Below are 22,035 nucleotides of genomic sequence, written 5' to 3' on the forward strand. Positions count from 1 at the left end.
CGCCAGCCGAAACGAAGAATAAAAGTGAAAATGAAATTAGTGCTAGTGCCTTCAACTTAATTACCTTCTTCTTTTTTATCTTGATACGTTTGTAGCTGCACCTCGTTGGGCCGATTCTGCAACATTAACTACTGTTAGGCAGCATGATGCAATGACTGCTTACTGGAGATTGACGCTTTCGCTGTTGATCACCCGCTACAATTATGGAAGTTCGAAATACTGTCTGTACCTTTCAATTTTACAAAGTTCTTTATCGCAAAACTCTAGCGTTAAACTATCAAGAAAATAATTAAATCCTCAGCAACTACTCTGCTTGACACTTTTCTAATTTTCTATAGCCTTAAATTTATACCTTTTTGCAACGAATCCATACGTTTTTCGTTTTAATGAACAGCTGTAAGTCTCTCAAGGATGAACAAAATATGAAATTAAAGATATCAACTAACCTATTATCAGTCGTTGTTGCCACAGTGTTTTTGGTCAGTTGCGGGGGTTCAAGTGATTCGGATGAAGGTACTGAATTCAATGTCTCCGTCGAGTCGACACCTGCCTATTATGGCCTGGGAATTCAATTCACGCCGCCATTAGCTGCTACCGCGACATCGGATAGCGGTCGAGAAATGTTTACCGACAGTATTATTGGGTTCGAACATGAATTTGGTACATCTTATGAACTGCGTGTTGTAGAAAAGGATGTCGATACGAACAATGTCGCTGATGGCAGTGCAACATCGATAGAGCTCGTTGAAGTTATTAGTTCACAACCCGACGCAATTGGCACAAGTTACGTTTACAACGAAGTGACACTAGAAGGAAATCCATTCACCGCGAACGAGCAAACAGCTGGCGTGTATGCATTTTACCAGTATGAATTTCTGTGTGCCGAAAACGTTGACTGTGATGGGCTTGTTGCCATTGCCGATAGTGGCGGTCTGGTGAGTGTTGAATTTGAATACACCGGCGGTGATGTACCCATTACGCTAGTGTGGTGGAATTAATCACAAAGCTTACAGTCGCGGTCTTATTTAAATCAATGCAGTTTAAGGCGCGGGCGTAAACGTCGGTTAATGCCCTGCGCCAGCATATACAAAAAGGTTTTGAAATAACCGTGCAAGGCCACTTGGTGCATACGATACAATGACTTGTACATAAACCGTGCCATCATGCCTTCAATCATCATGGAGCCGCGGGTTAAATTTCCCATCAGGCTGCCCACGGCCGTATAGTTTGACAAGGACACAAGCGAGCCGTGATCTTTGTAAGTAAAGCGTTTCAGCGACTGACCTTTCAAACTGCGCACAATATTTTCATAAACACAGTCGGCCATTTGATGTGCAGCCTGCGCGCGAGGCGGAACCCTGCTGCCGTTCGCTTGCGTAAATGCTGCGCAATCGCCTAACGCAAAAACATTTGCGTCGCGGGTGGTTTGCAGAACATCCGTCACCACCAATTGATTACCGCGATTCGTTTCTAATCCAGCAAAGTTTGCTAGAAAGTCAGGTGCACGCACTCCGGCGGCCCAAACTTTGATGGATGCCTCAATAAAATCACCCGAGCGCGTGACAAAACCTTCTTTGCTGACACTCTCGACTGCAGTATTAACGCAAATTTTAACACCGAGTTTAGCCAGCTCGCGACTTGCGGCAGCGGCGATTCGCTCGCTTAACGCTGGCAAGATACGTTCGCCAGCTTCTATTAGTACTATTTCAAGCTGCGTTAATTCGAAGTCGTCAAAGCCATAACTACGTATTAATTCCGCCGACTTATGAAGCTCTGCTGCAAGCTCAACACCGGTTGCGCCCGCGCCAACAATGCCAACACGAAGTGGCCGTGGGTAACGTTGTGCCTGCAACGCCAAAAAAGTGTTCATGAGGGTGTGGTGAAATTTCTTGGCTTGCTTCACGCTATCCAAAAAATAGCAGTGTTCTGCGGCACCGGCGGTACCAAAGTCGTTCGTCACCGAGCCGATGGCTAACACTAAGTGATTATACTCAAGGGTTCGCGCCGCGACGATTTCATGACCCGCATCATCACAAATGGGGGCTAAGGTGAGTGTTTGTGAATCGCGGTCAACCTGAGTCAGTTCGCCGGGCTGAAACCGAAACCCAGCCGCGGCAGCCTGCACACGATAGTCAACACCATCCATATCTGCATCGAGCGCACCCGCAGCAACTTCATGAAGAAGCGGCTTCCAAATATGGGTTAAATTTCTGTCAACGAGTGTGACTTTTACGGCTCTGCTTGAGCCGTATTTGCGCCCTAGTTTACTGGCTAATTCCAAGCCACCGGCACCGCCACCAACTACGACAATATGGTGTTCTGACATACGTTCATCCTTTCGTAGTATTACCAATAATGTTCCACGGTGACATTGCCGGGTTTGCGGCGTAGGTTTTTCGGTAAGCCCATGTCGTTCAACAATACTTTGGCATCACGAATCATTTCCGGATTGCCGCACAACATAACCTGTGCCCGTTCGTCGAGCACATCGCCAACGGCGCGCTGTAAGTCGCCAGACTTAATTAGGGCAGGAATACGACCACGCAATGCGCCCGCATGATCTTCACGGCTGACAACCGGTTGGTAAGTCAGTTGACCAGGGTGTGCTTTAACCCACTCGAGAATTTTAGCGCTGTAGGCAAGGTCTGCAGCGAACCGTACAGCATGAATCAGGTGTATCCGTTTAAAGCGCTGCCAAGGAATATCCGTACTTAACATCGACAGGTAAGGGCCAATGCCGGTACCCGTTGAAATGAGCCACAGGCTGTCGCCGTCGGGCACTTCGTTGAGGGTAAAAAAGCCACTGGGCGGCTGCGAAACTTCTATCGATTGCCCGGCGCGTAAATCATGCAACATGGGCGAAAACAGGCCGTCGTGAACCCGATTCACAAGAAAGTCTAACACCCCTTCATCGGGCCCATTCACCAACGAATAAGCGCGTTGTATGCGCCCGCCGTCATGCTGAAGACCAAGCCGAACAAATTGCCCTGCAATGAATTCAAACGGTTGGGTGCGCACGCGCACACTGAATAGCTCCTGATTCCAAGCATAATTCTCGATAACTTCACCCGTTATCCATTGCGCCATTTACATTCTCCTTGCACCATCAGTGATGTGTTCATAGTACGGGCTGTGTATGATTATTTCTAGTTATGCCGCTGCATTTACCGCAAAGCAAGTGTTACACTCGGTGTACATTTTGAGGAGCTTGTTTGTGTCAAAAAATTTTAGCCCACGCCGACCAATTCTAGCCGTGCTTATGGGTTTTGTTGCGCTATTTACGTTAACTGGCTGCGACAAAACGACACCGCAAGGCATTGAGACGGTATCTGAAAGCGCGGCCGCACCGCTGAGCGATGTGCGCGTATGCAACTTTGCCCAACGCTTAGCCGCATTGCCACAGCAGCCGATTGATACGGCAGAATTGCGCTATTTGAATGAGCAGTGGCGTGAGTTAAACCGAACCGACGATGCCTTTAGTGTCGCCGAGGCTGCAGCCAGCCGCGCTATTTTGTCAGCTCTGAATATTGAGCTTGCCCACGAGTCTGCACAACTAATTGAGCAAGCCATTGAAATTACTGATGAAACTTATGATCAAATTGAGGGGCTGCGGCGTTACGCAAGTGACCCTGACAATATGAAGGTACCGGATTCAATTACGCGCACTTTGGTGAACCGCTTAAATGACTGCTGCCTCAATCAACTGAACGGCAATGCCACCGCGTTGGTCCGTGAAGAAAAGTACTCACCGTTGTATAACATTGGCAGTATCGCTTATTTTATTAATCGCGATGTGAATCAGATTCTGCGTAATGAACTTGAGCTCGACAGGTATCGAGCCAGCGTGGCTGCGGCGAAAGCGGCATTGCCGGCACCACAAAACGTTTCAACAGCAGCAACGTGGGCGCAATGTAAACCCGATGCTTAGTGCTTAACTGTCTTGATCACGCTTCATTGCTGCGAGTTCTTGCTCGAGCTGATCAACACGTTGGCGTAAGCGCAACAAGAGCTGATGCTGTACATCAAGTTCTTCGCGGCTTACCACATCAAGTTTACCAAGCTGTTGCTGCAAAACGGTTTTGATGCGCTGCTCAAGATTGCCAGCGAAGTCTTTGACACCCGCTGGAATGCTGTCATTAATTTGGCGGGCGATGTCTTCAATTTTTTTGGCGTCCATTTTTACATCCATCACTGATTTTAAGATAAGTTTTAATTGCCTTTTAGCTTAGCAGGACTTTACGGTAAAATCTGCGGCCAAGTTTAGGGGCTCCATTTTATTTAAACGCTTCATTGCGAAAGGTCATTCAATTTCATGTTACTCAATCCGCGCCAACAAGAAGCTGTGAAAGCAATTGAAGGGCCAGTGCTTGTGCTGGCCGGCGCTGGCAGTGGTAAAACACGTGTAATTACCGAAAAGATTGCCCACCTGATTCAGCGCTGCGGTTACCCAGCGCGGCATATCGCTGCAGTAACCTTTACCAATAAAGCGGCGCGCGAAATGAAGGAACGGGTTGGGCAAACGCTGGGCCGTCAATATACGCGCGGCCTCACGGTATCAACCTTTCACACACTTGGGTTGACGATTATTCGTAAAGAAGTCACGAAATTGAACATGAAGCCGGGCTTTTCGTTATTTGATGACCAAGATTCGTTTGCGTTGTTGAAAGCGCTGACCGAACCCGAACTTGATGGCGACAAAACCCTATTAAAGCTACTGCAAAGCCAAATCAGTAACTGGAAGAATGCCATGCTCAGCCCTGAGCAAGCACTTGCCCAAGCGCAACAGCCAGACGACCAAATGTTTGCTGAATTTTACCGGCGCTATCAGCAAAATATGAAAGCCTGCAATGCGATAGATTTTGATGATTTGATTCTATTACCAACCTTGTTACTGAAAACGGATGAGCAGTCGCGAACCCGCTGGCAAAACAAGTTTCATTATCTGCTGGTTGACGAATACCAAGACACCAACACCAGCCAATATGAGTTAGTTCGGTTACTGGTGGGTGAGCGGGCTAACTTCACTGTGGTGGGTGACGACGACCAATCGATTTATTCGTGGCGGGGTGCGCAGCCACAGAACTTAGCGTTGCTGCAAAAGGACTTTCCGAAGCTGAAAGTGATCAAGCTTGAACAAAATTACCGCTCGCACGGCCGCATTCTGAAGGCGGCCAATATTTTGATTGAAAACAACCCGCACGTGTTCGATAAGAAGCTATTTTCTGAAATGGAATACGGCGTACCACTGCGGGTCATCTATGGCCGCAATGAAGAACACGAAGCTGAACGTGTGATTGCGGAAATTGTACGCCGCCGCTTTTTAGAGCGCACCCCGTACCATCAATTTGCGCTGCTGTATCGTGGCAATCACCAAGCTCGTGTGTTTGAAAAGGCGCTGATAAGCAACCGTATTCCATACCGCATGACCGGCGGGCAAAGCTTTTTTGCGCGCGCAGAAATTAAAGACATCATGGCGTATTTGCGGTTATTGGTTAATCCAAGCGACGACACGGCTTTTATTCGCATCATCAACACCCCCAAACGCGGCATCGGCCCGCACACGGTAGAGCGTATTGGTGATCTTGCCCATGAGTTGCACGTTGGTTTGTATGAAGCGGCTGACCACCAAGCTTTAAAAACACGCTTGGGCGCACGCGAATACCAATCCGTGCAGTACTTTGTCGACTTCATGAAGCGCGCGGCACGCCGATGCGACCATGGCGCCGATGCGGCTTCAGCTTTATTCGACTTACTAAAACTGATTGGCTACGAAGAATGGCTGTATGAAAGCAGCCCAAGTGTGAGTGCGGCCGAAATGCGTTGGAAAAACGTCAACGAGTTAATGCGCTGGATAACCGAAATGCTCAAAGGTGACGATGATGCTGAGCCACTGACGCTTGAACAAGCCGTTGCCAAGTTATGTTTGCGTGACATGCTGTCGCGCAATGAAGAAGAAGAACAAGGCGACCAAGTGCAACTAATGACCTTGCACGCGTCTAAAGGACTGGAATTTCCCCACGTGTTTATGGTTGGCATGGAAGAAGGTTTATTGCCGCACCAGTCAAGCATTGATGAAGGCATGGTTGAAGAAGAACGCCGCCTAGCATACGTCGGTATTACCCGCGCACAACAGTCGTTAATATTCACGATGGCAAGAGAACGGCGCCAATATGGTGACGTTATACGGCCCGAACCGAGCCGTTTTCTGTATGAGTTACCGCAAGATGATCTCGAGTGGGAAGAGCAAGCCAAGGCTAATGAAGCGGCCCGCGAAAACGCCCGCGCAAGTGGCCTTGAACTGCTACGTAAAGCAATGGAAGATTAAGAAGAGGTTACGCTGTTCCGGCCGACTGCATGTGCGCCGGTTGTGCCTGCAATAGTGACTTTACCTGCTCGGGTTCTCCAAACAGTATGCCCTGCCCGACATTGACCCCGTTATGCACCAACGCTTTTTGTTGATCCAGGGTATCGATTCCCGCCGCTGAAATTTCGATGCCAAGATCGCGGCATAAATGCACCACATTCCGCACCATGGTTTGCGCGCGCTGACTGGTGGCAATATCGGCCACAAAGCGCGGGTCTAATTTCACATGCGTAAATGGGTAGTTGAGTATATATTGCAGCGCCCCAGCGCTACGGCCAAACTCATTCAGTGCTAAGCCGACACCAAAATCAGCAAACTGGCGCAAGCAGCTCAGTTGGCGTTTGGAGTTGTCGTTGAGCTCGGTTTCACTGAATTCAAGAATCAGGCGCTCTGGCGCAACACCTGATTTGGTGATAATTTCCTGCAAGGCTTTCACTGCAGCCAACTTAAACAAATGCTTGGCGGAAATGGCCACATAAACTGGCAAAGCATTTTCGTCGTTGGCGAGCAACTCGCAGCAACGGGTCAGCATCCACTGATCAAGTGCCATGGTCATGCCGGTTTTTTCAGCGATGGCCAAAAACCGATCTGCAGGCAATAAAGTATCGTCACGTTGCCAGCGCAATAACAGTTCTTGCGCGATGGGTTTGTTTTTGCCCAATTCATGCACATCGAACTTTTGCAGAATAAAGTCTTGATCAAACTGCGCATGCCGCAGTTCGGTCTCGCGGTTTAATGAAGCGACCAAGTCTTTGTGAATACTTTCATCGAACACCACATAGCGGCCGCGGCCCATGCTCTTGGCTTGATACATGGCGGCATCAGCATCACGCAACAAGCGTTCAGCCGAATCATTGCGTGATTTGCACTCTGCGATACCGACACTGGCGCCAGAGTAATGTTCACTTTCACCGAACACAAATGGCTGCTTCATTTGTTCAATAATGCGTGATGCAATATCGCAGGCGTCATCAACATGACGAATCATGTCGAGTAAAATAACAAATTCGTCACCGCCCAACCGCGCTATGGTGTCGTTATCGCGAATGCATTCGCCAATGCGACGGCTGGCTTCTAACAAAAACTCATCGCCAGCTGAGTGACCAAGGGTGTCGTTGATGTCTTTGAAACGGTCAAGATCAACAAACAACACGGCAAAATTATGATGCGGATAACGGCGTTTATGTTTTAGGGTTTGTTGCAGGCGCTCAGTAAACATTGAGCGGTTCGGTAACCCGGTAAGCGCGTCATGGTGCGCGTCATAGAATAATTTTTCTTCAACCTTTTTACGGCGTTCAATCTCACTCACCAGTTCTTCCGTGCGCTCGGCAACTTTGCGCTCGAGGTATGCGTTGACGCGTCGCACTTCATCCGCGTTGCGGCGGCGTTCAATTGCAACGGCCACATGCTGGGAAACGAAATTGAGGAGTTCCAGGTCATCTTGTTTATAGGTGGTTTCTTCGCTGTACGTTTGTACGGACAATACGCCGATGACTTCATCGTCAACCAATAGTGGTGAGCCGAGCCACTGCGTTGGCTGAGTACCATAATAACTCGTAGCACCTTCCACTTCGCCAGATTCAATCAACCCACCGTAGGTGTAGCGATCAATGAATACGGGCTTTTTATGGCGAATAACGTATTCCGTCATGCCACGCGCAATCGGCCTTTTCTTCTGCAAATTGTTGTCGAAGGCATCAACGTAATATGGGAATTCCAAGAACTTTTTGTCGTCATCTAATAATGCGACGAAGAAGTTATCATTATTAATGAGCTGCCCAATGTGCCGATGCAATTGCTGATAGAAACTCTGCATAGAGTCTGAAGTATTGGTAACTTCAGAAATGGCGAATAACACCGAGCTAAGTTGTTGCGCCCGCTCGCGTTCAGCAATTTCTACCTTTAAGTCATCATTAATAAGCCGCAATTTTGCGGTTTGATGTTCAATTTCAGCCTGCATGAGTTCGCGCTGACGCACACGTTCCAATGCGTTAACAATATGCTGTGAAACGAACATGAACAGTTCTTTATCCGCTTCGCTGTAGCGCACGTCTTCGGTATAACTTTGAACAACCATAGCCCCGATGACACGATTATCGGAATGCAGCGGCACCCCAAGCCAATCAACTGGCGCTGCACCTAAATCGCGAATCTCACCGCTTTTCAGCAAGCGCTCAAAAATTTGTGCGTCATACAAAAAAGGCTTTCCGGTACGCATTACGTAGCCAGTTAACCCTTTACCCAATAACTCTGCTGGGATTGCTTCAAGCGACGGGATATCGTCATATTCATCGACAAAGTAGACAAACTTCACCATATCTTCGGTTTGGTCGTACAAACAAATGAAGAAGTTCTTCGCCACCATTAAATCGCCAATAATGTTATGCACCGATTGATAAAACTGCTGCATATCGGTTACCGACGACGCCAGTTCAGAGATTTTGAACAGCGCTTTTTGGATTACTTCCGACTGGCGATATTTGAGGGCGAGTTCTTGCAGGCGTGCAACAGCCTTGCGCAGGCGCGCAATTTCTTTTTGCTTTTTAACGAGCTCAGTAGGCTGATGCATTATTGTGAATGTGTTCGCGCTTTTATTATTTAAAAAAATATGTTCGCGTACTTTTAGAACAGCTTGTTTAGTACAAGACAATGTAAACTTTTAGTAAACTCAACGCCCGAGTATATCTTTCATAAAAGATTTAGAAAAGCATTTTGCTTAAATTACGCGCACAAAAAAACCGCCGAAGCGGTTTTTTCAATATAAAGCTTATGAATAGTAACGAAAAATTCGTTATATTTCAGCGACCATATAGTCAATTGCAGCTTGAATTTCTTCTTCGCTACAGTCATTACATGTGCCTTTCGGTGGCATTGCGTTATAACCTTCTACAGCATGCTTCAATACAGTATCCATGCCCTGTGCTAAACGCTCTTCCCAATCGGCCGCATCATTGATTTTTGGTGCACCTAACACACCCGAAGTGTGGCACGCAGCACAAAACTTGTTGTACACCTCATCACCCGCTCGGGCACTTGCACTGTCACCGCCACTTTGCGATGCATTTGCGCCAGCAACACGTACTTGTGCAACCGGTGCAATACGTTCTTTTATGTCATCGTTGCTTTGTTGTGGCAGCATTGCGGCGCTTGCGCTACCAACAGACAATGCTAATGCAGCAACCCATATACGGCTAGATTTTACTACTTTCAGTACGTTCACAGTGGACTCCTGTATAAGCTGTTGAGCTTGCTTGCTCAGTTAGTTGTTGCGATTATAGCCAGATTCCGTCCAAGGTTAAACACTTCTGTGCTATGTCTGATACTACGCGTAAAATAGCCCTTTTAGATCTCGATGCTTTTTTTGCCAGCGCCGAGGTTTTACGCGACCCCGCCCTGCGCGAGCGGCCCTTTGCTGTGGGCGGTGGCGGTGAACGCGGGGTTGTCGCAACCGCAAATTACCTTGCCCGGCAGTACGGTGTGCGCAGCGCAATGAGCGGTGCACATGCACGCCGACTGTGTCCCGAACTTCATTTTGTCACGCCTGATCACGGCTACTATCGTGACATTTCCAAAAAAGTGCTCAACATCTTACAAGAAACAACGCCTTTGGTTGAACCGGCTTCCATTGATGAATTTTATTTGGACTTAACCGACAACACAAAGTACCACGGCAGTGCCAGCGTAACCATGGAGAGCATTCGGCATGCGCTTCGAGCGTTTGGTTTAACCGCGTCCGCAGGCATTTCGAACCAAAAAATGGTGGCTAAAATAGCCAGCGAAGAAAATAAACCTGACGGCCAATTTGTGGTGCCCCCAGAGCGCGTCTTAGATTATTTGGCCCAGTTAAAGCTTAAGCGCATTCCGGGCGTTGGCCCGAAAAGTTTAGAACGCCTCAATTATGCAGGGTTCTTTTTAGGTCGCGACATTCAACACGCTTCAATTGAACGCTTGCAAGAATTGCTGGGAGACAAATCGGGTTGGTTACTCTATCAACGCTGCCAAGGTATCGACCCCCGCCCAATAGTGACCGAGCGGGTGCGAAAAAGTGTTGGCGTGGAGGAAACATTGCCTAGCGACTTCAGTCAACTGCGCCAAGTTGAGCAATTTGTTGATGAAGTATTACTACCGCAGTTACTACGCCGAATGCGCGTTGCACGCTGGCAACAAACTCATATTAAAAGCCAAACCGTTAAATTGAAGTTCAGCGATTTTCAGCAAACTACTGTATCGCGAACCACGCCAACGGCATCACCAAGTTTGTTTTATCATTTGATTCGTGAAGCCTGGGACCGCAGGAATCATCGCGGCATTCGGCTTATCGGTATTAGCGTGGCGCTACCTGACCCCGATGATCAATTGCAGCTTGAATTAGAGCTGGAATAGGCATAACTGCCAAGCTCAATCACGCGATTACGTAATTTAATTGCACTTAATGCGGCCTGTACTTGGCTATGCTGTAAGTGACCTTCAAATTCGATAAAGAAATGATATTGCCCAAATTTTTGACCCGTTGGACGTGATACCAAAGACAACAAGTTGACTTGATGCACGGCAAACGCCTGCAAGTGCTCAAGGAGCAGGCCGGGATGATCCGCATCGTCGACGATAACAACTGCAGATTTGTATGCAGTTGCATGGTTTGGCAATGCGAGCGGTTGCGCTGCTTGTAACGCCACGAACCGCGTCACGTTATGGGCGACATCCGTCACATCGTGCACAACCTTCGCATAATGCTGCGAGCCTGCGTTTTCATTGGTGAGCAAATGCTCAGGTATAAGCGCAGCGGCGGGTTCATTACTCGCCAACAATAACGCCAGTGCCTCGGTATTGCTTGCGGTTGTCACCACATCTGACGCATGACCGGCTAACCATTCACTGCATTGCCCCTGTGCCACAAATTGCGCGAAAAGTCGCTGCGGCTCAGGGTGGTTCATGACAACCGAAAAACGCACCGGAATAGCAACTTCTGCAATAATCTGCAACGGCCGACGCACAAACCTATCCACCACCGGTGCGACAATTCCCTCTACGATGTTCTCGATGGGCACCACGGCAATCTCGGCGCCCTGATCAAGCGCATCAATGGTGCGGCGAAGCGTCGGATAAAAAAGAACATCGCTGCTTTCAAAGCGTTTTGAAAAATCGCGTGCAGCAAGTTCAGAAAATGTGCCGGCGGGCCCGAGAGTGGCAATTTTAGTGGTCACTACGTACGTCTCATTATTCAATTAGTGTCAGGGTTTCTTACAACCTACAGCGTTTTTTATAATGACGCCAGCACCAAAAGTAAATGCCACTTAGCGGCAAAATAATTAATGCTAAACCACCTAACAACACCGCCATTAACCACGGCAAGCCGCCCACCGCCGCAACGTGAACAGGAAAGATCATCTGGCTTACTTGGTACCCTTTGCTGTCATAACGCAAATCGTAAACACTGCGTACCCTGCCGGTTTCGGCATTAAATTGCACATGGCTACGGCCATTTGGGTGCCATTCGCCCGGAAATGTCATTCTTAAGCTTAAGTTGGATAGCGAAATAAGCTGGGGTTGATGTTCAGGCAATAGTTGCTTAGCCCGCGCGAAGCGCTGCTGCCAGCTTTGTGCAGGCGCCACTTCAAGCCATTGTTGCTCCGTGACAGGTTGGGGTTGTTGCTGCGGCGCCAGCGCTGTCAATGCGGAACCGACCGCCGCGGAATACATAATGGCTACCCCTGTAATCATGCCAATGAGTACCGGCACAAACAGCACGCTGCCAACAACCTTATGTAACTGAAATAATGTAGCCGCAAAGCCGCGTTGCCATGGCCACGCCCAACGAATGGTTAGTAAGCGCCGCGACCAATGTCGTGGCCACCAACGAAGAATGCCGGTTATAAGCAGGGCTAAACCGGCGATACCGATGTAGCCAAGTAACTCTTTACCTAGATCTTTGAGCAACAGGTGGTGATGAAATTCCACCATAATGCCAACCAAATCGCTCAAATAGGGCCGCTCTAATATTCGCTCGCCGGTCGCATTGTAATAATGCCGAGTGCCATCGGGGCGCACCACTTCAAGCCACGGATTCGCCTCACGCGGCATATACGCATAGCCGTCATGGTAACGGTCAAATACTTGTGCGGCAGTTTGCTTAGTGGGTAACTGTTGCAGCCGCAATTGTGGGTAGCTTAACTGCAACAGCTCAACTTTGTATAAAAGCATCGTGCCCGTCAAAGCGACGAGCACGAGCCAGATACCAAAGAATAAACCGAACCAGCGGTGCAGCTTGGTTAGAATTGATAGAACCAATTGATGCTCACTGTACGGCCACGACCAGCAAAGTTAGTGCGGTCAGCACCAGCGGTTTGCGCATAATAGGTCAGGTAATACTCATCAAGAAGATTCTCGATGCCTACGGTAAACAAACCGTAATCTGGTGAATCGTAGTTCATTTGCAAATCAACCGTTTGATAGCCTTCAAAGTTGTTGATGGCTTGTTCGCCAGTATAAATATCCCGATCGAATAAGTGGTTGAGTTGCAAGCGTGTATTGACCATGTCAGTCCATTGCTGCTGCCAGCTAAAATTCATACGGCGCGGCGCAATGTTGCGCCCACCAAGCTGAGTATCAACCACATTATCTGCGTTGCTGTCGTATTCGCCGTCGGTATCGGCGTAGTTCAGATCAAAGCTGGTGTTATTTGACAGCGCATAGCTCGCAGAAAACTCGATACCATCAATTTCAGTGCGTTCACGGGCAACCGAGAAAATACCTTCATCGTTTGGCTGCAAACGTGCGCCCAAGTCTGACTCAGAGCTGAAGTAACTGAGACTTGCACGCAGCGCTTTGCCACGATACTCAATACCAACTTCACGGTTGTCTGCAATTACTGGCTGCAAATCTAAGAAGCTATCAACACTCAAGTCAGGTGTATTAATACCACGCAACACACGGCCGACATCGGGCATGCTGAAACCTTCAGAATAACTCGCAAACGCTCGCAGCGAATCAGTAAAGGCATAAACCACACCTAAGTTTGGCAGAAGCTCATTAAATGATGGCTCACCACCTTCAACAAAGGTGCTGTTATAAGTATAAAGGGTGGTGAAGTCGTCCACTTTAAGTTTGCCGTATTCATAACGTAGCCCACCACTTACGGTTAACCCGTCTTGTTGGTAACGCAATTGCGCAAACGGCGCCCAGTTATTAAACGTGGTTTCTGGTACCCAATTGCGATTGGTCTGAGCCAACTCCTGGAACGTGGTGTCACGCAAATAATCCACACCAGCGCTCAAATCAACGGGCAGATCAGCTAGTGCACTCCAGTTCATGGTTAAACGCGAACCAAATTTATTGGAGTCATTACGCGACTGGTCGAAAATGTCGTCGCCATATGCTGGATCTTGGAACGTGGCATAGCGGCCGCCACCATACAATGCGGAGAAGTCTTGCAGAAACACCTGCCAGTTCATGTCAGCACCCAATACCGATTTATTCTTGTAGGTTACCGTGGCCGTAGTTACCTTGTTTTCTGCAGGATCACCTTCGCTTGGCTGCTTCACAGAAATTGCGGCAATGCCTTCTGCACGATTACCGGTAACCGGAGAGAAATCGCCGTTACCTTGCAAATTGAAGTGATTCACCATCAATTCAACGTGCTGCTCGCTATCGATGCTGTAACCAACTTTAGTGAACAAGTCGAAACTTTCAGAGTCTTGCGTATCGCCTTGGGTCACATCAGTACCGATAAACTCGCCGTTACCGTCAACATACATGCCCGTGCTACGTAATTGCGCTCCAGCAACAACTTGCCAATCACCCGATACATGACGCGTTAAATAGCCAGCACGGTAACTTAAGCCATCGCTAAGTTCTTCGGGCGATGTGGTTAACCCGGCAACAAATTCTTGTTCAGAGCCGTTGCTCGCTGATTTCGTGACAATATTGATAATACCGCCGCTGGCACCCATACCCTGAATAGCGCTGGCGCCATGGATAATTTCAACGCGTTCAATCATCAGTGGGTCAATGGTATAGCTTGCGCGCGAACCATTTCGTAATGGATTGGACTGCGGTACGCCGTCAATCAAATACAAGGGTTCGCGACCACGTAAAGTTTCACCTGCGCTGGTGAGTTTTTGGCGTGATGGCGAAAATGCAGGCACTAAATTACCAAGCACGTCTGATAACGAGTCTGCAACTGCTAACTGCTCACGAATGTCTTCACCATCAATCACGGTTACGGTGGCAGCTATGCTACTTGCAGGCTGTGATGTGCGTGTAGCTGATATTTGAATTACTTCATCGACTGCAGTCGATGTGTCTTGCGCAAAGGCACTCTGTGATGCGGTTATCAGAGCGGCGGTGACAGCAATAGTTAATGGCTTAAGGCGCATTTGTTCTCCCCAAAGTAAGCTAGCCTAATTGATATCGCTAATGATAACGATTCGCATTTGGATTGCAATAGGGTTAGGGAATTTTCTTGCTTAATGTCATAATTAATCTCAAACAATAACAACAAAAGGCCATTCTTATGGGTTGGATGTCTGTGTTACCGCCACTCGTTGCCATTTTGGTAGTTTTCTGGCGTAAAGAAGTCATTGTTGCATTGCTGCTTGCCATTGTTACCTCCGAGTTATTGCATACCTGGCAAGGTGGCGAGCCCCTCATTTATACCTTCGTGGCGACAATAGAGCGCATCATTGCGGTGTTTGGCTCGGCCAGTAACACGCGCATTCTAGTATTTAGCTTGATGGTTGGCGCGCTGTTGGCCTATATCCGTGAGTCTGGCGGCGTTGCAGCTACTGTTGAAGCACTGTTGTCGCGTGGGCTTGGTAAAACCAAACGCAGCGCCAGCTTAATGACGGTATTCACCGGCATTTTCGTATTTATCGAATCGAATTTAAGTGTGCTCACCGCAGGTATTTTGTCGCGCGGGCTGTTTGAAAAGCTCGGCATGAGCCGTGCTCGGTTGGCTTACCTTATTGATAGCACTAGCGCCCCCATTTGCATTTTAATTTTGCTCAATGGGTGGGGCGCATACGTACTCGGCATGATTGAGCAACAAGGTCTGCCGGGTTCATCTGTGAGCACCTTGTGGGCGACAATACCTTTTAACTTTTACGCGCTTGTTACATTAAGTATCGTGTTTTATACAGCCTTTTCGGGCAAAGTATTTGGGCCCATGCGCGCCGTTGAAGAAAAGCCGCAACCGCATCAAGATATTCCAGAACATGTACCCAGTAACAGCAAAGCCCGCTACATGCTGGTGCCCTTAAGTGTCATGGTGTTTGGCATGGTGGCCTTTATGTTTGGCACTGGCGGCGGCGATATCACCCAAGGTGATGGTTCAAAATCAGTGCTGTATGCCACGGCTTTAGCCTGTGTTGTTGCCTACATTATGTTGCTAATCAGTCGGCGCAAAAGCCACCAGCAATTGGTTGATATTGGCTTTAAGGGCATGAGCGAGTTGCTACCGTTGGTGAGTATCGTATTATTGTCATTAGCACTTGGCAGCAGCTTACGTGAACTTGGCACTGGGGTGTTCTTGGCAAACTTAGTTGGTGACTTTTTGCCGCTATTTATGATTGCCCCCATGTTATTCTTAGCGGGCGCGCTCATTTCGTTTACGACCGGTACCTCTTGGGGCACATTTGCAATATTGATCCCTATTGCGGCGCCAATGATTATCGCGCTGGATTTACCGGCGCCATTACTGCTTGCAGCGGTGCTTGGCGGGGGCGTATTTGGGGACCATTGCTCACCAATATCAGACACCACAGCGGTATCCGCGCTGGCGTCAGGTTGTGACTTGCTGGAACACGTGCGCACGCAGTTGCCGTACGCCTTAACGGCCGGCGGAATTACCTTGGTGCTCTATATAGTCACCAGCCTCATTATGATTTAAGGAACGGATTTTATGGCTAATGGTGTGCACTTTCGCCCCACTCGCGCTGAAATTAATCGCGACGCTTTAAGCCACAATGCAAAAGTAGCACGTCAGCTGGCTGGCAAATCGCATCTGCTCGGCGTGATAAAAGCAGACGGCTACGGGCATGGTGTATTGACTGTTGCCGAGGCTATCAGTGCGCATGTTGACGCCTTTGCTGTCGCGTTTATTGATGAAGCTATTACCATTCGAAATGCTGGTTTTCAGCATCCTATTGTGTTGCTTGAAGGCTGCTTTAGTGAGGCTGAACTGCCTGTTTGTGCCCATTACAATTTTCAACCGGTAGTGCACCAACAGCAACAACTTGATGCGATTTTAACCGCACGCATGGTGCGCCCTTTATCGGTTTGGTTGAAAGTCGATACGGGTATGCACCGCCTTGGTTGGCCAAAAGGTCAGGTGCAATCGGTTTATAATCAACTCAAAGCATCCGCACAAGTCGGCAGTGTAACCATGATGTCGCACTTCGCAAATGCTGAAAATCAAACTCACCCATTAAATAACCACCAATTGGCGCTGTTCGAAGAAGTTTGTGCGCAAACAGAGTCCAAGTTGGACACAAGCCTTGCTACCTCAGCGGCCCTGGTTAGCTCTGCAATCGACATGACGCAGAATAACGGCCACTGGATACGTACAGGTATTTTAATCTACGGTGACAATCCAGTCGGTAACCCAAAACCTTTGCCTGAACCTTTAATTGCTGCAATGCGCTTGGTTGCGCCGATTATAGCGCTGCGTGAAGTCAAAGCAGGTGAATCCGTGGGCTACGGTGGCACGTGGACCGCAGGGCGGCCAAGCCTTATTGCAACAGTTGCTATCGGCTACGCTGACGGCTATCCGCGCCACGCGCGCAATGGCACACCGGTGATGATCAATGACCAAGAAGCACCTTTGGCGGGCACGGTGTCGATGGACATGATCACCGTGGATGTGACGGACCTGAATGCGGTTGCTATTGGCGACGACGTTGAGCTTTGGGGACCCAACTTAAGTGTTGCACGGGTTGCCGAGCACGCCGAAACCATTAGCTATGATTTGCTAACCAGCATTACTGCTCGCGTACCTAGGGTTACCACTTAGTCTTCTTTGGATTTGCGCGTTACTTTATCTAGATAGCCCATAGCGAACGCTGACCCAACAAAAGTTAAGTGCATAATCACGTACCACTTAATTCGGGACTCATCCAAATTTTCGGCATTCATGAATACTTTCAGTAGATGAATTGAGGATATTGCCACAATTGAAGCGGCGACTTTATTCTTTAAGCCACCCGAATCAATTTTACCTAACCAAGCAAGTTTCTCGGTATCGTTATTAATATTTAATGTGGACACGAAGTTTTCATAACCGCTCAACATGACCATAACCAACAGGCCACCCACTAACGCAATGTCGATAAGCGTTAAAGTTAAGAGAATTAAGTCGACTTCTTTAATCGATAAAATTTCAGGAAAGACATGGTAAATTTCTTGGAAAAACTTAATCCCCAGCAACAACACAGCCAAACTCAAGCCCAAGTATATTGGCGCAAGCAACCAGCGTAAGCTGTACATCAAATTTTCTAGAATTCTTTCCATGGTTAAAACCTACCGTTAGAAACACACTAAAGTTGCGGCATGATATCAATAATTATCTTGCCGCAACCAGTGTTTCTTAGTTCTTAATTGCTATTGGCCTCTTTGTGGTAAAGCTTAAACCACGCCAAGGTGTGCTCAATTTTTGCAATCATATTCGATGGCCGTGCCGTTACACCATGCGATGCATCAGGTACGCGTACCATGGCGGTATCCACTTTTTGCAATTGCAGCGCTTGATAGAATTGCTCAATTTCAGACATTGGCACGCGGCGGTCGTTTTCGCCACTAAACAACATCACCGGAGTTTTCACGTTACCCGCCATCGATAGTGGCGAACGCTTCCAGTAGTGCTCGTAGTCTTCCCACGGCTTCGCTGGAAACTGGTTATGAATTTGCCCTAAGTAGCTATCGGCGGTGAGTGTTTTGCTAATCCAGTTAATCACCGGATTGGTTGCTGCTGCCGCGTTGAAGCGATCCGTTAAACCGACCGCATAAGCCGTGGCGATGCCGCCCGCTGAACCGCCTGCAATAAACAAGTTGTTCTCATCGACCATGCCTTTATCAATCAACACATCAATACCCGCCATGTGGTCGGCATGATCGCGCTCTGACGAATAGAAACCATCAAGCTTCAAGGCATGCTCAGCACCGTACGAGGTACTGCCACGGTAGTTGTTGTAAAACACGATATAACCTTCGGCTGCATAGCGTTGTTGCTCTGCGGCAAACATTGGGCCATAAGCTAAATGTGGACCACCGTGAATTTCTAACAACAGCGGGTATTTTTTGTTCGGATCATAATTAGGTGGCGTGATGTACCAGCCGTGAATTTCGGTGTCATCAAAGCTCGAGGTGTAGGTAAATTCATGAACTTCACCCAATTGACGATGACCAAGCACGTCGTCATTTAATGCGGTTAAGGTACTTACTTTAGCGTTACCGCGTTTCGGTACGTCAAACACCGCGACATCGGCTGGACGGTAGCTACTACCTTGCGTATAAGCCACTTTGCCACCCTGACGGGCAACCGAGTACATGCCGCTCATATAAGGACGACTGACCGATACGCCACCCACATCATTTATCCAGTCGGTTTTTTTGCCGCTCAATGTCACTTCCGCCAACTTGTAGCGGCCGCGATCAGCGTATTGAATGCTTAAGCTGTCGTTGCTTAACCACATTGGACTGCCGACAGAGCGGTCGAAATCGCTCAACAGTTCACGCTGCTTTTGGTTACCCAATTGCATAATACGAAGCTTCGAATTGTGGTACGGAATGGCTGCATTGCCGCGGTGCAAGAATGCCAATTGCTTGCCGTCTGGTGAAGTTACCGGTGCATATTCACGGCCCGGTAAATCTGTCACTTGTTCCAGTTCGCTGGTTTGTACAGCAACTTTCCACAAGTCAGATTCATTCACCTGGTATTCCCAATCGGTGTTGCGGTTGGCGCTAAATACCAATGCGCTGTCGTTTTCAACCCAAGCCAGTGGTCCGCTGTGGCTAAACGCGCCCTCTGTAAGTTGACGGGCGTAGCCGCCGTCGCTAGGCACAGCAAAAATCTGACTGTAGCTGTCTGGCAATACGCCCGCGCCATCACGCTGATAATAAGTGCGCTCGACCACGATAGCTGGCTTCGCCCACTTTGCATCTTTTGGTTTTTTAGGTTTTTTGACGGCTTTTGCGTACGCAGTTTTCTCCGCGGCAACATTCATTAAAAATGCCAGTTGCTTGCCATCGTTTGACCACGAAAACTGCCGTGGGCTTTCAGTCACCTCAGTGATTGCACTCGAGGTTTTAGTCGCTAAATGGTACACATGAATTTGATTGCGCCCATCACGATTTGAGCTAAAGGCTAAGCGCGAGCCGTCTGGTGACCAGGTTGGATTGCCATAACTATGTTGGTCATCAAACAACGGGGTATGGCTGCCAGTTTTGGTGTCCACCAACCATAGGCTACGGTGCGTATTGTCCTTCATGATGTCAAAACCATGACGCACATAAACCACGTAACGTCCGTCTGGAGAAATCTGTACGTCGTTCGCCCATTCAAGCGCGAAAATATCTTCGGCTTGCAGGGTCGTCGTTTTTTCGACAGCCACCGCAGGCGCTGAGGCAAATTGCAAGGCTACTGCCGACACACCAATGAGTGCGGGAATAAGCAAATGTCGCATGTTTTGTACCTTTTATAGTTGTTCTGCTGTTCTGAATTTATTATTACCTAGCCTAAATCATTTTTACGGTCGTGCGTGAGTTAATCCGACTAGGACGTCAGTTTGCGCGATAAACAACCCGACGCCTGGTTCAAAATTAAACTACAATTGGGCAATATTCGTTCATAGGGTTTCGTTATGTACAAACTAATATCGATTGTTCTTGCTGCATTGGTTGCCACCGGCTGCGGCCCGCGCACCGAAAATACGGCCAATGCCGAGCCAGCTAATGCTGCACCACCCAAAGGTTACGCATTTCATAATGTGAATGTCGTGCATCTAACCAAAGACGATGCCGAAATTACCGCTGGGCAAACGGTGGTAGTGGTTGGTGATCGTATTACTGCAGTTGCGGATACTGCGGCGATTACTGTGCCCGCAGATTATGTGCATGTTGATGGCACCAATAAATACATCATGGCAGGCATGGCCGAAATGCATGGACATGTGCCGCCAGCCAATGGTTTGGGCCAGTTCCCTGATCGGTATTTAGATGATGTACTGTTTTTGTATGCCGCCAACGGCGTAACAACAGTGCGCGGCATGCTCGGCTACCCGCATCAATTGCAACTCAAACAAGATATTGCCGCCGGCAAACGTATTGGCCCTACCCTTTATTTGGCTGGGCCAAGCTTTAACGGCAATAGCATTGAGTCACCCGAGCAAGCGACGCAACGGGTTATCGACCAGCGCAGCGAAGGCTGGGACTTACTCAAAGTGCATCCGGGCCTTACCATGGCCGAATACCAAGCCATGGCAACAACTGCCAACAATGCGAATATGGACTTTGGTGGCCACGTGCCCAGCGACGTTGGCCTTGAGGCCGCTTTGGCAGCAGGACAGCGCACCATTGATCACCTTGACGGCTACCTTGAAGCCATTGATGCAACGGATCGCCCAGCGTCACGTTATGAACTGGATTACTTAGTGGATTTATCGTTGCGCCATGATGTTGCAGTGGTGCCCACGCAAGCGCTTTGGGCCACCATTATTGGCGCCTCCGATGCGGATGCTTTGCGCGCTTATCCTGAACTTGTGTACGTGCCACAAAGTGTGCGTGACGGGTGGCTGGGGTACCTTAATGAGCCGACGTTAGGTTACTTCAATGCAACTAACGCTGCGGTGCAGCAAGACAACCGCCAACGCCTTGTAAAAGCACTCTTTGATGGCGGTGTGCCGATGATATTTGGCACCGATGCGCCACAACTGTTTAGTGTGCCAGGCTTTTCTGCGTTGCATGAAATTCGCATGCTGCGTGATGCGGGTATTCCCGTGGCGGGCATTTTACATAGCGCCACTGTGGCTGCGGGTGACTACTTCGCAGACCGCGATAGTTTTGGCAAAATTGCCGAGGGTCAGCGTGCCGACTTCCTGTTACTTGGCGCTAACCCACTGATAAACCCGGAGGTTATTCGCTCACATCACGGCGTAATGGTTGCCGGTAAATGGTTAAGCCGAGAAGCCATTGATGCCCACTTGCAGGAAATTCGCCAGGCCTACGCTGAGCCCTCAGCTGAACCCGTGCAGTAACCCTAGAATAAGTGCATAGCGAGCGGCTTTACCGAGTGTTGTTAGTATTAAAAATACGCCAACGTGAAGCCGCATGATGCCAGCCAGCAGTGTAATCGGATCGCCCACCACCGGCATCCACGCCAATAACAAGCTCCACTTCCCGTAGCGACTAAACCAGCGCTGGCCTTTTTCAAGTTGCGCCACAGACACAGGAAACCAGCGGCGATTTTGCCAATGCAACGCGTAACGCCCCAGCGCATAGTTCACGCACGAACCTAGCGTGTTACCAAACGTTGCCACAGCCCAAAGCGCCATCATATCGTGGCCCTGCATTTGCAACGTAACCAGCAATACCTCGGACGAACCGGGTAACAAAGTTGCCGATAAAAATGCTGCCACAAAAAGTGTCATCAACATGGTTTAATCTCATTGCCATACTTTTTG

The 22,035-nt window shown here is 48.7% G+C and carries 18 protein-coding genes; 7 read left to right on the forward strand and 11 right to left on the reverse strand.

The genetic code is table 11. From position 1 onward, the window contains the following. Positions 1-422: 422 nt before the first annotated feature. A complete protein-coding gene (locus tag EGC76_RS07190; protein WP_164876811.1) occupies positions 423-998 on the forward strand; it encodes a DUF4377 domain-containing protein in 576 nt (191 codons plus the stop codon). Between the two features lie 32 nt (positions 999-1,030). Here EGC76_RS07190 and EGC76_RS07195 read toward each other — a convergent pair whose 3' ends face one another. Together EGC76_RS07195 and EGC76_RS07200 are read right to left on the reverse strand one after the other, a co-directional pair. Beyond that, positions 1,031-2,326, reverse strand: a complete 1,296-nt coding sequence (locus EGC76_RS07195; RefSeq protein ID WP_128352322.1) for an NAD(P)/FAD-dependent oxidoreductase — start codon at positions 2,324-2,326, stop codon at positions 1,031-1,033. Positions 2,327-2,346: 20 nt separating this feature from the next. Continuing rightward, entirely contained in the window at positions 2,347-3,087 is a 741-nt protein-coding gene (locus EGC76_RS07200; RefSeq protein WP_128352323.1) for a ferredoxin--NADP reductase, read from the reverse strand. Between the two features lie 127 nt (positions 3,088-3,214). On the opposite strand from EGC76_RS07200, the gene EGC76_RS07205 reads away from it, so the two are divergent. Beyond that, entirely contained in the window at positions 3,215-3,928 is a 714-nt protein-coding gene (locus EGC76_RS07205) for a hypothetical protein (RefSeq protein WP_128352324.1), read from the forward strand. Positions 3,929-3,931: 3 nt separating this feature from the next. On the opposite strand, the gene EGC76_RS07210 is transcribed toward EGC76_RS07205, so the two are convergent. Continuing rightward, positions 3,932-4,177 (reverse strand): accessory factor UbiK family protein, encoded by a 246-nt coding sequence (locus EGC76_RS07210; protein ID WP_128352325.1) that lies wholly within the window; start codon positions 4,175-4,177, stop codon positions 3,932-3,934. 135 nt (positions 4,178-4,312) lie between these two features. Here EGC76_RS07210 and rep point away from each other — a divergent pair, with 135 nt between their 5' ends. Beyond that, positions 4,313-6,325 (forward strand): DNA helicase Rep, encoded by a 2,013-nt coding sequence (rep, locus tag EGC76_RS07215; protein ID WP_128352326.1) that lies wholly within the window; start codon positions 4,313-4,315, stop codon positions 6,323-6,325. A 7-nt stretch (positions 6,326-6,332) separates the two neighbouring features. Here rep and EGC76_RS07220 read toward each other — a convergent pair whose 3' ends face one another. Both EGC76_RS07220 and EGC76_RS07225 read right to left on the reverse strand, forming a co-directional pair. Continuing rightward, complete coding sequence (locus tag EGC76_RS07220; protein ID WP_128352327.1) at positions 6,333-8,933, reverse strand: sensor domain-containing phosphodiesterase; 2,601 nt, start codon at positions 8,931-8,933, stop codon at positions 6,333-6,335. A 222-nt stretch (positions 8,934-9,155) separates the two neighbouring features. Beyond that, positions 9,156-9,503 carry a c-type cytochrome gene (locus tag EGC76_RS07225; RefSeq protein WP_128352365.1) on the reverse strand — a complete coding sequence of 116 codons (348 nt, stop codon included), beginning with the start codon at positions 9,501-9,503 and terminating at the stop codon, positions 9,156-9,158. Positions 9,504-9,676: 173 nt separating this feature from the next. Here EGC76_RS07225 and dinB point away from each other — a divergent pair, with 173 nt between their 5' ends. Beyond that, a complete protein-coding gene (gene dinB / locus EGC76_RS07230) occupies positions 9,677-10,747 on the forward strand; it encodes a DNA polymerase IV (RefSeq protein WP_128352328.1) in 1,071 nt (356 codons plus the stop codon). On the opposite strand, the gene EGC76_RS07235 is transcribed toward dinB, so the two are convergent. Genes EGC76_RS07235 through EGC76_RS07245 form a run of 3 tightly spaced genes read right to left on the reverse strand, consistent with a single transcriptional unit; the run spans position 10,717 to position 14,739 of the window. Continuing rightward, positions 10,717-11,568, reverse strand: a complete 852-nt coding sequence (locus EGC76_RS07235) for a prephenate dehydratase (protein WP_164876812.1) — start codon at positions 11,566-11,568, stop codon at positions 10,717-10,719. The two genes, dinB and EGC76_RS07235, sit on opposite strands and share 31 nt — an antisense overlap. A gap of 37 nt (positions 11,569-11,605) precedes the next feature. Continuing rightward, complete coding sequence (locus EGC76_RS07240) at positions 11,606-12,652, reverse strand: PepSY-associated TM helix domain-containing protein (RefSeq protein WP_128352330.1); 1,047 nt, start codon at positions 12,650-12,652, stop codon at positions 11,606-11,608. After that, complete coding sequence (locus EGC76_RS07245; RefSeq protein WP_128352331.1) at positions 12,634-14,739, reverse strand: TonB-dependent receptor; 2,106 nt, start codon at positions 14,737-14,739, stop codon at positions 12,634-12,636. The genes EGC76_RS07240 and EGC76_RS07245 overlap by 19 nt, the downstream gene beginning before the upstream one ends. 137 nt (positions 14,740-14,876) lie before the next feature. Here EGC76_RS07245 and EGC76_RS07250 point away from each other — a divergent pair, with 137 nt between their 5' ends. Continuing rightward, positions 14,877-16,250 carry a Na+/H+ antiporter NhaC family protein gene (locus EGC76_RS07250; RefSeq protein ID WP_128352332.1) on the forward strand — a complete coding sequence of 458 codons (1,374 nt, stop codon included), beginning with the start codon at positions 14,877-14,879 and terminating at the stop codon, positions 16,248-16,250. 12 nt (positions 16,251-16,262) lie between these two features. Then, positions 16,263-17,372: an alanine racemase gene (gene alr, locus EGC76_RS07255; protein ID WP_246013924.1), complete on the forward strand. Its 1,110-nt coding sequence runs from the start codon at positions 16,263-16,265 to the stop codon at positions 17,370-17,372. Here alr and EGC76_RS07260 read toward each other — a convergent pair. Together EGC76_RS07260 and EGC76_RS07265 are read right to left on the reverse strand one after the other, a co-directional pair. Then, a complete protein-coding gene (locus tag EGC76_RS07260) occupies positions 17,369-17,869 on the reverse strand; it encodes a TIGR00645 family protein (RefSeq protein ID WP_128352333.1) in 501 nt (166 codons plus the stop codon). The genes alr and EGC76_RS07260 overlap by 4 nt on opposite strands. Positions 17,870-17,952: 83 nt before the next feature. Beyond that, positions 17,953-20,040 (reverse strand): S9 family peptidase, encoded by a 2,088-nt coding sequence (locus EGC76_RS07265; RefSeq protein WP_128352334.1) that lies wholly within the window; start codon positions 20,038-20,040, stop codon positions 17,953-17,955. A 177-nt stretch (positions 20,041-20,217) separates the two neighbouring features. Between EGC76_RS07265 and EGC76_RS07270 the strand changes: the two genes are divergently transcribed. Then, positions 20,218-21,609, forward strand: coding sequence for an amidohydrolase family protein (locus EGC76_RS07270; RefSeq protein ID WP_128352335.1), 1,392 nt, complete (start codon positions 20,218-20,220; stop codon positions 21,607-21,609). Here EGC76_RS07270 and EGC76_RS07275 read toward each other — a convergent pair. Next, on the reverse strand, positions 21,589-22,008 hold the full coding sequence (locus EGC76_RS07275) for a YqaA family protein (RefSeq protein ID WP_128352336.1): 420 nt from the start codon (positions 22,006-22,008) through the stop codon (positions 21,589-21,591). The genes EGC76_RS07270 and EGC76_RS07275 overlap by 21 nt on opposite strands. Between the last annotated feature and the right edge of the window lie 27 nt (positions 22,009-22,035).

The sequence above is a fragment of the Pseudidiomarina gelatinasegens genome (assembly GCF_004025325.1).
GTDB classification, from domain to species: domain Bacteria; phylum Pseudomonadota; class Gammaproteobacteria; order Enterobacterales; family Alteromonadaceae; genus Pseudidiomarina; species Pseudidiomarina gelatinasegens.

Excerpts from the sequence above, each read along its gene's own strand:
- EGC76_RS07190 (WP_164876811.1), top strand. The coding sequence starts at position 423 with ATGAAATTAAAGATATCAACTAACCTATTATCAGTCGTTGTTGCCACA.
- EGC76_RS07195 (WP_128352322.1), bottom strand. The coding sequence starts at position 2,326 with ATGTCAGAACACCATATTGTCGTAGTTGGTGGCGGTGCCGGTGGCTTG.
- EGC76_RS07200 (WP_128352323.1), bottom strand. The coding sequence starts at position 3,087 with ATGGCGCAATGGATAACGGGTGAAGTTATCGAGAATTATGCTTGGAAT.
- EGC76_RS07210 (WP_128352325.1), bottom strand. The coding sequence starts at position 4,177 with ATGGACGCCAAAAAAATTGAAGACATCGCCCGCCAAATTAATGACAGC.
- rep (WP_128352326.1), top strand. The coding sequence starts at position 4,313 with ATGTTACTCAATCCGCGCCAACAAGAAGCTGTGAAAGCAATTGAAGGG.
- EGC76_RS07220 (WP_128352327.1), bottom strand. The coding sequence starts at position 8,933 with ATGCATCAGCCTACTGAGCTCGTTAAAAAGCAAAAAGAAATTGCGCGC.
- EGC76_RS07225 (WP_128352365.1), bottom strand. The coding sequence starts at position 9,503 with ATGCTGCCACAACAAAGCAACGATGACATAAAAGAACGTATTGCACCG.
- dinB (WP_128352328.1), top strand. The coding sequence starts at position 9,677 with ATGTCTGATACTACGCGTAAAATAGCCCTTTTAGATCTCGATGCTTTT.
- EGC76_RS07245 (WP_128352331.1), bottom strand. The coding sequence starts at position 14,739 with ATGCGCCTTAAGCCATTAACTATTGCTGTCACCGCCGCTCTGATAACC.
- EGC76_RS07250 (WP_128352332.1), top strand. The coding sequence starts at position 14,877 with ATGGGTTGGATGTCTGTGTTACCGCCACTCGTTGCCATTTTGGTAGTT.
- alr (WP_246013924.1), top strand. The coding sequence starts at position 16,263 with ATGGCTAATGGTGTGCACTTTCGCCCCACTCGCGCTGAAATTAATCGC.
- EGC76_RS07260 (WP_128352333.1), bottom strand. The coding sequence starts at position 17,869 with ATGGAAAGAATTCTAGAAAATTTGATGTACAGCTTACGCTGGTTGCTT.
- EGC76_RS07265 (WP_128352334.1), bottom strand. The coding sequence starts at position 20,040 with ATGCGACATTTGCTTATTCCCGCACTCATTGGTGTGTCGGCAGTAGCC.
- EGC76_RS07270 (WP_128352335.1), top strand. The coding sequence starts at position 20,218 with ATGTACAAACTAATATCGATTGTTCTTGCTGCATTGGTTGCCACCGGC.
- EGC76_RS07275 (WP_128352336.1), bottom strand. The coding sequence starts at position 22,008 with ATGTTGATGACACTTTTTGTGGCAGCATTTTTATCGGCAACTTTGTTA.